Annotated in this window: 16 protein-coding genes and 1 pseudogene; 16 read left to right on the top strand and 1 reads right to left on the bottom strand. The window is 30.7% G+C overall.

The window, feature by feature from the left end; all coding sequences use genetic code 11:
* The first annotated feature begins 1 nt into the window (after position 1).
* Together B3Z56_RS12615 and B3Z56_RS12610 are read left to right on the top strand one after the other, a co-directional pair.
* On the top strand, positions 2 to 1,240 hold the full coding sequence (locus B3Z56_RS12615; RefSeq protein ID WP_346878895.1) for an MFS transporter: 1,239 nt from the start codon (positions 2 to 4) through the stop codon (positions 1,238 to 1,240).
* A 214-nt stretch (positions 1,241 to 1,454) separates the two neighbouring features.
* Entirely contained in the window at positions 1,455 to 2,258 is an 804-nt protein-coding gene (locus tag B3Z56_RS12610) for a RelA/SpoT domain-containing protein (protein ID WP_346878894.1), read from the top strand.
* 231 nt (positions 2,259 to 2,489) lie between these two features.
* Here the strand turns inward: B3Z56_RS12610 and B3Z56_RS12605 are convergent, their stop codons facing one another.
* Entirely contained in the window at positions 2,490 to 2,834 is a 345-nt protein-coding gene (locus tag B3Z56_RS12605; protein ID WP_346878893.1) for a hypothetical protein, read from the bottom strand.
* Positions 2,835 to 3,317: 483 nt separating this feature from the next.
* On the opposite strand from B3Z56_RS12605, the gene B3Z56_RS12600 reads away from it, so the two are divergent.
* The 14 genes and pseudogenes from B3Z56_RS12600 to B3Z56_RS12535 all read left to right on the top strand — a co-directional run bounded on the left by B3Z56_RS12600 (position 3,318) and on the right by B3Z56_RS12535 (position 12,335).
* Positions 3,318 to 3,479: a hypothetical protein gene (locus tag B3Z56_RS12600; RefSeq protein ID WP_346878976.1), complete on the top strand. Its 162-nt coding sequence runs from the start codon at positions 3,318 to 3,320 to the stop codon at positions 3,477 to 3,479.
* Positions 3,480 to 3,725: 246 nt separating this feature from the next.
* The gene (locus B3Z56_RS12595; protein WP_346846783.1) at positions 3,726 to 4,127 is read left to right on the top strand and encodes a sigma-70 family RNA polymerase sigma factor; all 402 of its coding nucleotides are present in this window, start codon (positions 3,726 to 3,728) and stop codon (positions 4,125 to 4,127) included.
* Between the two features lie 160 nt (positions 4,128 to 4,287).
* Entirely contained in the window at positions 4,288 to 4,479 is a 192-nt protein-coding gene (locus B3Z56_RS12590; protein WP_346878892.1) for a hypothetical protein, read from the top strand.
* Positions 4,480 to 4,500: 21 nt separating this feature from the next.
* Positions 4,501 to 5,700: pseudogene (locus B3Z56_RS12585) on the top strand (VapE domain-containing protein).
* A gap of 186 nt (positions 5,701 to 5,886) precedes the next feature.
* A complete protein-coding gene (locus B3Z56_RS12580; protein ID WP_346878891.1) occupies positions 5,887 to 6,249 on the top strand; it encodes a sigma factor in 363 nt (120 codons plus the stop codon).
* Between the two features lie 158 nt (positions 6,250 to 6,407).
* A complete protein-coding gene (locus B3Z56_RS12575) occupies positions 6,408 to 6,707 on the top strand; it encodes a hypothetical protein (protein ID WP_346876797.1) in 300 nt (99 codons plus the stop codon).
* 184 nt (positions 6,708 to 6,891) lie between these two features.
* Positions 6,892 to 7,374, top strand: coding sequence for a GNAT family N-acetyltransferase (locus B3Z56_RS12570; protein WP_346878890.1), 483 nt, complete (start codon positions 6,892 to 6,894; stop codon positions 7,372 to 7,374).
* 105 nt (positions 7,375 to 7,479) lie between these two features.
* Complete coding sequence (locus tag B3Z56_RS12565) at positions 7,480 to 7,923, top strand: GNAT family N-acetyltransferase (RefSeq protein ID WP_346846788.1); 444 nt, start codon at positions 7,480 to 7,482, stop codon at positions 7,921 to 7,923.
* 271 nt (positions 7,924 to 8,194) lie between these two features.
* Positions 8,195 to 9,112 (top strand): hypothetical protein, encoded by a 918-nt coding sequence (locus B3Z56_RS12560; protein WP_346876795.1) that lies wholly within the window; start codon positions 8,195 to 8,197, stop codon positions 9,110 to 9,112.
* 122 nt (positions 9,113 to 9,234) lie between these two features.
* Entirely contained in the window at positions 9,235 to 9,714 is a 480-nt protein-coding gene (locus B3Z56_RS12555; protein WP_346878889.1) for an NUDIX domain-containing protein, read from the top strand.
* 108 nt (positions 9,715 to 9,822) lie between these two features.
* Positions 9,823 to 10,242: a GNAT family N-acetyltransferase gene (locus B3Z56_RS12550; protein WP_346846791.1), complete on the top strand. Its 420-nt coding sequence runs from the start codon at positions 9,823 to 9,825 to the stop codon at positions 10,240 to 10,242.
* 174 nt (positions 10,243 to 10,416) lie between these two features.
* Positions 10,417 to 10,662 (top strand): hypothetical protein, encoded by a 246-nt coding sequence (locus B3Z56_RS12545; RefSeq protein WP_346846792.1) that lies wholly within the window; start codon positions 10,417 to 10,419, stop codon positions 10,660 to 10,662.
* A gap of 374 nt (positions 10,663 to 11,036) precedes the next feature.
* Positions 11,037 to 11,747: an HAD family hydrolase gene (locus B3Z56_RS12540; RefSeq protein WP_346878888.1), complete on the top strand. Its 711-nt coding sequence runs from the start codon at positions 11,037 to 11,039 to the stop codon at positions 11,745 to 11,747.
* 75 nt (positions 11,748 to 11,822) lie between these two features.
* Positions 11,823 to 12,335, top strand: coding sequence for a GNAT family N-acetyltransferase (locus B3Z56_RS12535; protein WP_346876792.1), 513 nt, complete (start codon positions 11,823 to 11,825; stop codon positions 12,333 to 12,335).
* The last annotated feature ends 240 nt before the right edge of the window (positions 12,336 to 12,575 follow it).

The raw sequence follows: 12,575 nt of genomic DNA, 5'->3' as shown, positions 1-12,575 counted from the left end.
TATGGAACAAACAAAACTATTTAATAGGAACTTTACACTTGTAGTAATCGGACAAATCATTTCAATGTTTGGTAATGCAATCTTGCGATTTGCGCTTCCTCTCTATCTTTTGCGAGAAACAGGCTCAGCATCTCTTTTCGGAATTGTAACAGCGTCCTCCTTTCTTCCCATGATTTTTCTCTCATTTTTAGGAGGTATTTTGGCTGACAGAGTGAACAAGCGAAATATCATGGTAGCACTTGATTTTTTAACGGCAAGCATTGTTTTTCTGTTCTTTATGGCTCTTGGAAAACTGCCCATAGTTCCACTGTTTATTGCTGTTTTAATGTTGCTTTATGGCATTAGTGGCACCTATCAGCCAACAGTGCAAGCAAGTATTCCATTGCTGGTTTCAGGAGATAAAATTTTATCAGCAGGTGCGGTAGTCAACCAGGTTGGTGCACTGGCAGGGCTTTTGGGGCCTATTATTGGTGGTATGTTATTTGGTGCTTTTGGCATTGTACCCATCCTTCTCATTAGTATTGCTTGCTTTGCTGCCTCTGCTATAATGGAGATTTTTATACACATACCCTTTGAAAAAAGAAATAATGCAATGAAAATATCTGCAATTATAAAAAGTGACTTTCTTGACAGCACAAATTATATGAAAAAAGAAAAACCAGTCCTCATTAATATCATTGGTCTGGCTACTATTTTCAATCTGGTACTATCATCAATGCTGATTGTTGGCATGCCTATTCTAATTATTGGCATACTTAAAATGAGTGATGAGCTGCTTGGGTTTTCACAGGGAGCCATGGCACTTGGCGGACTTTGCGGAGGAATCTTAACCGCTGTATTCAGCAAAAAACTAAAGCTTACAAGTTCACACATTTTGATGTTTCTTTGCAGCCTATCTATGGGGGTCATGGCAATTCCACTGCTACTAGGCATGGCAAATATGGTCAGTTATGTAGTAATTACAGCCACAAGCTTTGTCATCATGGCACTTGCCACAATGTTCAGTGTACAGATGATTGCAGCAGTTCAAAGTGAAACACCGCCAGAGCTTGTGGGAAAAGTAATCGCAGTGATGATTTCTCTCTCCATGTGTGCACAACCGATTGGGCAAGCCATATATGGGGTAGCTTTTGATCAATTTTCAAATCATACAGGGATTATTCTGCTAGTGGTTGGAATTCTATCTGCAGCCATCTCCCTTACATCAAAGGATATATTTAAAAATATGGATGCATCATGATAGTTCTTATTATGAGCAATCCCTCTAAAACTAACCTAAAGTCCCTACTAAAGTAAAGTTTGTTTTAGTAGGGACGTGATAATGCTATTTTTTACGTTTTTCTATGGGCAATACAATTTGCTATCTTTTATCACTTTGCGTTACAATAAGTTTAAAATATCATAAAATATATTTATTATGGACAAAATAAGTAAAACTGAAGGTGGCAAGATTTATGATTTTAGATAAAGAAACTTTTTTAAGTAAATATCATCTTAAGAATGAAGAGATTATAAAGAGTGGAATAGTTTGGGACACTTTAGAAGAAATATATATGGATTTCAATATGTATAAAGAGACTTATGAGACACAAGCAGAATTTATAGCAAATACACTTAGGGCACATAAGAAAATACATACGGTAAAATCTAGAGTAAAGGATTCTGAAAGGCTTATTGAAAAGATTATTAGAAAGACAGAGGATAGAAAATCAAAGTATGGAGAGGATTTTCAATTTTCCGTTTCTAACTATAAAGAAGAGATAAATGATTTGATAGGTATTAGAGCCATACATATATTCAAGGATGATTGGGAAGATATACATAATTATATTCTGGGAACTTGGAAGGTTGTTGAGATAACTGCTAATGTACGAGAAGGGGATGATACAAAAATATTTGAGGAATTAAATATACAAATTAATTCTAGAAAATCAGGATACCGTTCTGTCCATTATCTTATAGAATTTTTTCCAACTAATCAAAAGGTTATAGCGGAAATTCAAGTAAGAACCATATTTGAAGAAGGTTATGGAGAGATTGACCATCAACTTAGATATTCTCACAAAGAGATCCCAGAGGTCTTAAAATTAAATCTTTTGCTATTTAACCGTATAGCAGGAAGTTCCGATGAGATGGCATCCTTTATAAATATGTTAAGCAAAAACTTGATGGAAATGGAACAAAAGTATGAAAATATTATAGATCTTAAGGATAAAGAGATAGAGGATTTAAAAAGACAGGTAACGATAAATAAATAAATGTTACTAACACCAATTATTGTCAGGTAGTATGTCCTATAATGATTAATGGATTAAATTATTTATTGTATCAAAATTAAGGCATGGGACCATCTTATGATCTCCATGCCTTTAAAATAATTCTTATAGAGATATATTTTCATTAAATTATTTATACTCACAAACTTCTAATCTCTACATCCATTAAGGCATCTGAAAATAAATAATAAGTGAAAGTTGATTTTAATATGCTTATTTTTTATCTTTCCTAACCACAATTACAGTTAATACAAAAATGATAAAACTCACAATGGATATGACTAAAAGTGCCGTAAACCAAGTATTGTGCCCTAATGCATTATTATCTGCCAATACCCCTTGAAACATTAAACCTGCAGCCATTGCTAATCCACAAAAAATATCAATAACCAAATCAAATCTTTGAATTAACTTGCCAACTGAATTATCTTTCTGTAAATTCTTTCTAATATGTAGGGATTTATAAAAATTCAAAACTATAATTATAAACAATACTACATAGGCGGAAAATACAAATCTAAAATGAGACATAACATCATTTAAAGGCTCCACTACCATTCTATAACCTCCTAAAAGAATAAAATTAAAATATTATATACTTTAATTTTATTGTAACTATCCAGTTACTCCTACTAATTGTAAAATATATACACGTATATAGCAACATATTTGAAAAACACTTTTATGGATAAAAACAATAAATTTTCAAAATAATTCAAATAATTCCTTGACCTTCCCTTGAAAATGTCATATAATGTAACTATACTTTTATGGAATTCGGGTTAATGATAAAAGTATTTGGTAGAAAAGACATAAATAAAAGGATATGTTAGGTTATATTAAGGGGAAATGTAGGTAAACAGAGTTCTTTGCTTCTCTGAAGGTTAGAAATCGTTATCCAGGGACGTACCAGCTCTTAACTCCAACTCTAAAAAAGGTGGAGTACTAGAGCTGGTAGTCATCGGATAAATGATATATTATCTATATTATGATTAAGTAATTTAAAGGGGAAATTAGTATAGAGAGGGGGATTAGATGTAATTGATTCAGGTGAGATGCCCAATTTGCAATAATAGATTATTCGATGTGGAAAATAGCTACGTTGGAATTATAGAGATAAAGTGTAATAAGTGTAGAAAACTTCTGGGGGTAAAAAATAATATTAAATTAAGAAAAATAGAATTTTCATATACAATGAGTTAAGATATAGGTTAAAGTATAATAAAACATACCGAGCAATGGAGTGATTAACTACCGAATAGCCGGATGGTTGCTAAATTAGCAGTCATCGGCTATTTTTTTATTTTAACAGAATTTAATCCATCTAGGGTTAGTTTTTAAAGCCTTTCACTGTGGAAGGCTTTTTTTATCCCTTTATAAGCATCTCCACCTAGGCTTTGAATAGCTTCATAAAAGTTTCAAAATAATTTGAAGCTAGGAGAGATGAATATGAAAATTAAGTATGAATTTATTACAGGTGAAGTTCAGAAGGTAGATATCCCTGATGAGCTTATTAAAGTTGTCATGGAGATAGAAAGGCAGGTTCATAATAATAATCGCAAGGAGAGACGTAAACACAATTCTCTTGAGGAAATGGAGGAGCATGGTTTTCAATTTAGATCTAATGATATTGAAGTTATTGAGAATGTAGAAGAAATATTAATTAATGAGAGTCTTTATAAAGCACTAGGTAAATTATCTTTCGATGAGAGAAAGTTAATTTACCTAGTGTTTTTTCAAAGGAAAACCATTGTGTCCATTGCCAAAGAGAGAGGGGTTAGTGAGGGAAATATAAGAAGGATTCTTAAGCTCATATATAAGGAAATAATAATCCTTTTAAAAAAACTTTAAGAAATTTTCAAAAATAGCTACGAATTAATTGCTACGAAGGCTTTATATATAGAGGGTATTTTTTTGAAGGAGGTTTATTTATGGATATTAATATTAATGTGAACTTTAATTGCAGGGAACTTATCAAGGTTTTAACATTGTCAGCTAAGTTTTTAAAGCTTTGGATGAGAAGGAGTCTGAGGCTTTAGGTGCTGACGGTGAATTACCTAAGGAGAAGGAAGAGGGACTGATTTGGAAGTTAGAGGATGTTAAGGGGGAAAGTGAGGAAAAAGATGCTAAGAAAGAAAAGGCATCTGAGAATTTTAAGGAGCCAATAACTAAGGAAGAAAATCTAAAGGGTAAAATAGCTTAAAATGAATTTTCCCATAGAACTATGATTAAGGGTAATCTACCCTGGCATAGGCTTCTTAATAAAAAAGAAGGGGATCAGTGGAAGGACAGTGACGATTCATCTTTAAGGCATTATATAGAAAAGGTTTATAGGATAACTAGTCCCATGAAGATTAATGATGGTCTTTTAATTGTAGAGGAGAAAAATAAGTTTCATCCCATTAGAGATTACTTTAATTCCTTAGTGTGGGATGGAGTTAAAAGAGTGGACAACCTATTTATAGATTATCTAGGAGCTAGTGATACTAAATATAACAGAATGGTTACAAGAAAAGCTTTAGTTGCTGGAGTGGCTAGGATTTTTAATCCAGGAGTGAAGTTTGATTATATGCTGGTTTTAGTTGGAAAACAAGGGGTAGGTAAGAGTCATATTTTAAGCCTTCTTGGGTAAAACTGGTACTCAGATTCCTTTAACACAGTGCAAGGGAAAGAAGCCTATGAACAACTTCAAGATGCTTGGATTATAGAAATGGCAGAGCTTACTGCTGCAAAAAAAGCAGAGATGGAGGCAGTTAAACACTTTATATCTAAGAGGGAAGATATCTATAGAGTTGCCTATGGAAAGAGGGTTACAAAGTTTCCAATGCAGTGTGTATTCTTTGGCACCACCAATGAAATGGACTTCTTAAAGGATAAAACAGGGAACAGAAGGTTTTGGCCTGTAATGGTAGAGAAACATAGAATTAAAAAGAATTTATGGAGAGAGGATATAAAGGCTGAAATCCACCAGATTTGGGCAGAAGCTGTGGAGCTTTGGAAGATGGGAGAAGGGTTATACTTAGAGCTAGAACTAGAAAAGCAAGCAGTTAAAATCCAAGAGAAGCATACAGAGAGAAGTTCCATAGAGGGATTGATTCATGAATACCTTGAAATGCCTCTTCCTGAAAATTGGGAGGACCTTGATGTGGCAGCTAGAAGAAGTTATATTCATGGAACTAACTTTAAGGAAAATATAATACCTACTAAAAAAAGAGATAAAATATGTGCCATGGAGATATGGGTGGAGCTATTACAAGGAGATCCTAAGTACATGAAACCTATGAATTCTAGAGAAATTAATGATGTGCTCCGTGTCCTTGAGGATTGGGAACCCTATAACATGGGCACAGGAAAGCTGAGATTTGGTAAAAATTATGGATGTCAAAGAGCCTTTATAAGAAAGAATAATTATGAAAACACTTAAAAGCTGTATCCTTGATTCCAAAGACACAGGGAAAGACACAGTTAAGGACACGCCTCAAACCTAGTAATAATAAGGGCTAACCCCCTATGTATCTATTATGTCTATGATATTCTATTAGAGCATATTTATAATATAAATAATATATATATATACTATATATGTATATATAGGGGAAAAAATGGACACATGGACACAGGAGGAAATAGCCTAGGAGAAAGGATTTTTGTTATGGATAATTGTGCTAAAATTCAAGAATTGGTGACAAAGGCAAAAGCAGGGGAGGATACTGCCCTTGAAGAGCTAATAAAAAATTTCAAGGCTTTTATATCTAGCCAAGCTGTGGCTATAAGTGTAAATGGCTATGACATAGATGACCTAATTCAAGTGGGTATTATTGCCCTATATAAAGCAGTCCATGGCTATGATATAACCAAAGGTCACTTCCCATGCCATGTAGCTATAGCTATAAAAAACAACCTTGAAGGTCTAATTTACATGGGCAGAAACACCGATGGAAAGAATTCTGTTAGTAAGCTTCAGAGAAGCTAAAAACTCTATTTATAAGGTTTTACTGAATGTATATAGAAATTTAAATTTAAGTTAATACCATTGGTCGTACAATATGGTAAAATTGTAAATTATAATAGAATATTGCAGCGTGCTAAATAAGCACCTTGCATTACCATGGAATATCTAGGAGGTTCAGTATGAAATTAAGGTTAAATATTTACTCATTCATTTTATCATTGATATGTGTAATATTATTCTTTTTATCAATAGAATCAAATAAGGTAATTAACTTTACAATGGATCTATTGCAAGTGCATCCATTAGTTATAGTTATGATACTTTCTATAATCACACTATTACTAGGGCTACTTGGATTTTCGGCAGCCATCAGCTGGTTTCAATTATTTAGAGGAGTCTTTACAGTAGCCATAACCATTATAATGACAGGATTTATAATTTTTATCTTAACTGTTGGTAGGGTAGTTTCATTTACTTAAACTAAAAAGTGGTTGCTTCTAGAAAAAAGTAGCCACTTAATTTTATGACCTTTTCTTTAATTGGATGCTTTTTGTACATAAACATACACTTTATAGAAATTATGTTACAATAAGTTTATAATATAAGTGAATAATTGTAGGAAAAACGTGTCAAAGTACTAAACAATAAGAAGGAGAAGTTATAATGAATAATAAGATTTTGTATCAAAAGATATATATTGATGAATATAAAGAATTAACAAAAATCATGACTTCTGCATTTAATGAAGATACATCAATGCACACGGATATAAAAGAGGATGGACCTAAAGGATATAATGATGGCAGTTTGATTAAATGGCTCAATGAGCACACAGATTTTGAAAGTTATAAAGTTATTTATGAAGGAAATACAGTTGGTGCTTACACAGTTGGAATTAAGCCCAATAATGAATATAGTTTGGAAATGCTCTTTATTGATCCAAATTACAGAGGACATCATCTTGGAACTATAGTTTGGAATGACATAGAGCAAAAATATATAAATGCTAAGATATGGACAGTTGAAACGCCGGATTATTCAATAAGAAACCATAGATTTTATACTAAAAAATGTGGATTTACATTTTTAAAGGAAAACATATATAATGATGAATGCAAATCTTTTGTTTTTAAGAAGGAAAAATAATATTATAAACAGATTGAATTAAGATAAGAAAGAAGATTAATCAAGTAATTCATTGGTTAAGATGCATGAATTTAAATGTTTTGAATTTGGGGGATAAGTAATTATATGAATAATATATATTTTAAAGATATAGATAATACTAATGAAAATATTGTTAGGAAAATAAAATTAAAGTCAGACCAAGAGAAATTTATTGAAACTGTAGATGAATGCTTAGAAGAAGCAAGAACTTGTAGTCAATGGAATCCTGTAGCTATATATCATAAGGAGGCAGTAATTGGATTTGCAATGTACGGATCCTTTGGGCCTAATAAAGATACTTGGATTGATAGAATAATGATAGATGAAAGATACCAGGGAAAAGGATTTGGAAGAATTGCAATGACCAACCTTATTGATATAGTTTCGAAAAAATATGATGTTAATACTATCTACTTAAGTATAGTTGAGCAAAATACATTAGCTTATAGTTTATATAAAAGCATTGGATTTGAGTATATAAATGAAAAGGATGTTAATGGAGAACTTATATTTAAGTATACAATTTAAAATAATTGTTTAAGCAAGGTGGAGTCAGAGAGTTTTTATGTTTTAAAATCTCATCTTTTTATATGGTGAAATTGATATATAATTAAATAACTTATTAGTAATACTGTTTATTTTAGAGCATCTCTATATGGAGGTGCTTTTAATATGCTCATACAGTTTATTTCAATTGTGCTATAATAAGTATGTTAAGGAATAATTGTGTTAAATTACGAAGTAAATAAAATACGTATATTGCAAAAGTATAAATTTGTATTTATTAGAAGGAGGTAGTATGAGTACAAACAGTATAGAGATGTTAAAACTTATTGACTTGAAGCCTGTGAGTAGCAGAATAAATTATGAGGTTTTAGAAACATTCCAATGTAATGGATACAGAAGGGAACTTATTCAATATTTCATACATGGACGTAAAAACACTGCCTTTTTGTTTTTGCCAGATGGAGAAGGTAAGCATCCAGCAGTTTTAATAAATCATCAACATAACAGAGAAAGAAATCTTGGCAAAAGTGAAGTTTGTGGTCTTGCTGGGAATCATCTTCAAGCCTTTGGTCCTGCACTTGCAGAGAGGGGATTTGTTGTCATCGCACCAGATTCATTGTGTTTTGAGGATAGAAGAGTTAATGCCTCAGGAATCAATAAAAATGATGAAGATGATGACTGGCAGCATTTTCTTACAATGTGCTACGGAATACTCACAGGTCAGACTCTGGCAAAAACAGTAATTGAAGATGCAATGGGAGCAATCAGCGTGTTAAATGGATTGGATTGCGTTGATTATAATAAAATAGGTTGTTTAGGACATTCATATGGAGGTAATACAACGATTTATCTTACTGCATTTGATAAAAGAATACATTATGCTTGTGCTAGCGGTAGTGCCGCAACATTTAGAAACAGAATTAAGAATAATGTTGGTATTGAAATGGCAAGTGTTATACCAAATTTTATGAGATATTATGATATTGACGATGTAGTATGCGAGATTTGCCCAACTAAATTTCTAATTGTATCAGCAACAGAAGATAAATACTCGAAAGATGCAATGGATATCTATAAAAAGGCAGAAAAGGAATATATAAAATGTAATGCAGGGCAACAAATTAGTATTAAACAATATGAAGGTGGTCATGCACTTACATCAGAAAGATTTAATTATATAGTTGACTGGATTATTGAGGCTGCAAAATAAATATAGAAGTTTAATTAATTCGTAATCTTCTATAATTAAGAAATTATATTAATAAGTTTCGCATAGGGGTATAAGAAAGTGAACTTAAAGTCTAAAAGAAACTTAAATGAGGTGTTTTAGATATGTTAAGGAATATGACTACAATTTATATTATATTTAAAAATAAAATGTTACTGCTTTATAGAGTTGGTTCAAGAGTTGTGAAACCTTCTTGGTGTGGTATAGGTGGTCATTTTGAAAAAGGCGAACTAAATAATCCAAAGGCATGTGTTTTAAGGGAACTGTTTGAAGAAACAGGTATTACAGAAAACGATATTGGAACTGTAGATTTAAAATATGTTACACTTCGTATGAAGAATAATGAGATTAGGCAAAACTATTACTATTTCACTGAACTACAAAACACTGAAATAGACATTAATGAATGTGATGAAGGCATATTGGAGTGGGTTAATATGGATGAAGTTTTAGATAGAGAAATGCCTTTTACTGCTAAAGAATGTTTGAGGCATTATTTGTCTATAGGTAAAGATAATAATAAGTTGTATGCAGGAATTGCAAGTGAAAATGGTGTTGATTTTATTGAATTAAAGGAATTTTGATGGTTGTCCTTTTCTTAAAACGGAAAATAAGAAATTATTAGTGAGTGGTAGAAATTAATTCTCCACATAAAGTAGCTAGTTCAAATATATATGAAATGGAGAATAAAAATGAATATAAAATATAAAGAAAATGGAACGTTTGAATTAAAACAATTGATAGAATTATATAAAAATGTTGGGTGGACAGTATATTCAGATAAACCTGATAAACTATTTAAGGCAGTAAAAAATTCCTTATTCAATATTGGAGCTTTTGATGGGGAAGAGTTGATTGGATTAATTAGGGTTGTTGGTGATGATGCTTCTATTATTTATATACAAGATATCTTAGTAAAAGAAGAGTATCAAAGACAAGGCATAGGAAATTATCTTTTACAATCAGTATTAGATAAATATAAGCATATTAGACAAATTGTACTGATGACTGATAATACAGAAAAAACTAAAGCCTTTTATAAGAAAAGTGGTATGTCCACATCATGTGAACTTGAAGGAATTGCATTTGTTAAATACAATTTTGAGGCATAGATTGATCAGGTTTTAATGGCTTTGATTAAAAATCAAAACTGTTTATTTTAAAGCATCTCTATATAGAGGTGCTTTTATACATTTTATTGAAATCGTGTTATAATAAGTATATGAATAAGAATGTGAAGGAATAATTATAAATTGTTACGCACTATCATATAAGGGGGTATATATTTGAGAGATATATTAAGAGAATTTCCTGTTATTCTAGAACTACTTTCTTTGATTCCTTATTGTATAATACTTTGGGGATATATAAAGCATATAAAGATATCTAAAAAACTAAAGAGGCATGATGATACAGAAATAGTTAGTAAGGAAACGCTAGAAGAACTTAAGGTAGCAAATAGATTAATTATAATTGGATTTATTACAGTAATAGTTTTGAGAATAATTGGGGTATTAATTTACATTGAATAATTTGAAAACTTATTAATGGTTTAATTTTAGCTTATTTTAGTCTATTATAAAATCCAAACTCTACTAACAAGACTTCTTTTGCTTTAGAAGAATTTATGGTATTTTATAGAATATGTTACCATAAAGCGATCAGCGATGGTTGTGCAAAAAGCATATATACAAATGCATTTAAGCAACGGAGCTAAAAGGAGGATTGAAGCATGCTAAAAGTGGAGGAACTTCTAAATTTCGATTTAGACCCGATACCTAGATATCTTTTAATTTTCCTTTATCTAATTCATGGAGAGACCATGTTAATAGAAAGATTGACTGTACGGTTAGGATACAAAAAATATTATCAAGGCTAGATAAATAATAATTTGCGGAGGGGTTTTATGGCTAAAGTTAGAGCTATTGTCTTTGATTTATTTGACACATTGCTTCATGATATTAAATTTGATTTTAATTCGGGTTTATCTTATCTACATAAAAATATTTTATCAAAAGACACTGTTAAAGCTGAATTTCTAGATTATGCAGCTACATATTGGAAAGAACTTTATGATAAAAGAAGCGAGGATAATTCAGAACTGGCATTTGAAGATGAACTTTTAGATTTTAAAAATAAATATGGTTTTAAAGTGAATTATCCCCTAGAAGAAATTTTATTTAATTGTGCACTTGAAATAAATACTACTGAATTGTTTAATGACACTATTTCTACCTTAGAGCAGCTTAAGTTATTAGGAATCCCAGTATATTTATTAAGTAATTCCATATTTAAAAAGAATGTAATGAAAAGATTCATTAACCAATATGATTTAGAAAAATATTTTGCTAATATACATTTCAGTGCGGATTATAAGATAAGGAAGCCCCATAAAGATTTATTTAAAATTGTATTTGATGATATTAAAAAGTATGATACTAACATCGAAATGGAACAAGTTTACTTCATTGGAGATAACTTTGAAGCTGATGTTCTGGGGGCTGAAAAATTTGGTTTTACACCTGTTTTTATAAACCGTAAACATGATACCCATATTAATAACAAAAATTTTATTGAGATTAATTCCCTAAATGAATTATTAGAGATAATTAGATAAAAATAGGCGTGTTAGACAAATTGTAGGATGACTGATAATGATATATAAGCAAGAGTGAATAATGCTTTAATGAGAATGTCAAAAAATATGGATTTACTAGATAAAAAGATAACTAATTATATTGTATATGAGGGTGATTGTATGAACTATAAAATTGTGAAAATAGATGCACGGAATTATTCATTATTTGATGATATGATATATTGGAGAATGAACGGTAGTGAAAGATTACCATTGAAAGAAGCAATTAAGCAAAGTATTATAAATGAATTGTCAAATCCTAATTTGTTTATATATGTGGTTGAAGTGGAAAGACGATATGTTGGTTGGATTTCATTAATTTATATGCCTAAAGTTGGTAAATATAATGGTTTTGGACATGTTTATGTTGATGAATTATGGATTCATCCTTCATATCGCAGAAATGGGTTTGCCTATGAATTAATGAAAAAAGCAGAGATATTAAGGCAAGAAAAGAATGCTACAGGCATTAGGCTATACGTAGATGTTGATAACATTAGTGCAAAAAAATTATATGAACAATGTGATTTTAGTGTTTCATGTTCAGCATACTTAATGGAAAAGTAGTTGCAATTATAAATTGCATTAAGTTGAAAGTTTCTTAAATTAGGTAATAAAATTAATAAATAATAAGCAATTGAATAAAAACCTATATGATATCGTAATTAAATCCATAAATATTGATAGGTCTAAAAGATATAATTCAATGGTTGATTTTTATATTGAATGGAACAAATCATTAAGGACATTATAAACACAATCTTATATAACATAAGACTAAGTAAAGGTTATTTATATAATATTTCA

The organism is Clostridium sp. UBA7791, from assembly GCF_002480755.1.
Classification (GTDB): domain Bacteria; phylum Bacillota; class Clostridia; order Clostridiales; family Clostridiaceae; genus Clostridium_J; species Clostridium_J sulfidigenes.
Note: the sequence above shows the minus strand (reverse complement) of the source record. Positions and strands in the feature narration are given on the sequence as shown.

What these genes read in the sequence shown, in the direction of transcription:
- B3Z56_RS12570 (WP_346878890.1), top strand. Translation starts at nt 6,892, where the DNA reads ATGAATAATAAGATTTTGTATCAAAAGATATATATTGATGAATATAAA.
- B3Z56_RS12540 (WP_346878888.1), top strand. Translation starts at nt 11,037, where the DNA reads ATGGCTAAAGTTAGAGCTATTGTCTTTGATTTATTTGACACATTGCTT.
- B3Z56_RS12610 (WP_346878894.1), top strand. Translation starts at nt 1,455, where the DNA reads ATGATTTTAGATAAAGAAACTTTTTTAAGTAAATATCATCTTAAGAAT.
- B3Z56_RS12605 (WP_346878893.1), bottom strand. Translation starts at nt 2,834, where the DNA reads ATGGTAGTGGAGCCTTTAAATGATGTTATGTCTCATTTTAGATTTGTA.
- B3Z56_RS12580 (WP_346878891.1), top strand. Translation starts at nt 5,887, where the DNA reads ATGGACACAGGAGGAAATAGCCTAGGAGAAAGGATTTTTGTTATGGAT.
- B3Z56_RS12535 (WP_346876792.1), top strand. Translation starts at nt 11,823, where the DNA reads ATGTCAAAAAATATGGATTTACTAGATAAAAAGATAACTAATTATATT.
- B3Z56_RS12595 (WP_346846783.1), top strand. Translation starts at nt 3,726, where the DNA reads ATGAAAATTAAGTATGAATTTATTACAGGTGAAGTTCAGAAGGTAGAT.
- B3Z56_RS12560 (WP_346876795.1), top strand. Translation starts at nt 8,195, where the DNA reads ATGAGTACAAACAGTATAGAGATGTTAAAACTTATTGACTTGAAGCCT.
- B3Z56_RS12555 (WP_346878889.1), top strand. Translation starts at nt 9,235, where the DNA reads ATGTTAAGGAATATGACTACAATTTATATTATATTTAAAAATAAAATG.
- B3Z56_RS12575 (WP_346876797.1), top strand. Translation starts at nt 6,408, where the DNA reads ATGAAATTAAGGTTAAATATTTACTCATTCATTTTATCATTGATATGT.
- B3Z56_RS12615 (WP_346878895.1), top strand. Translation starts at nt 2, where the DNA reads ATGGAACAAACAAAACTATTTAATAGGAACTTTACACTTGTAGTAATC.
- B3Z56_RS12565 (WP_346846788.1), top strand. Translation starts at nt 7,480, where the DNA reads ATGAATAATATATATTTTAAAGATATAGATAATACTAATGAAAATATT.
- B3Z56_RS12550 (WP_346846791.1), top strand. Translation starts at nt 9,823, where the DNA reads ATGAATATAAAATATAAAGAAAATGGAACGTTTGAATTAAAACAATTG.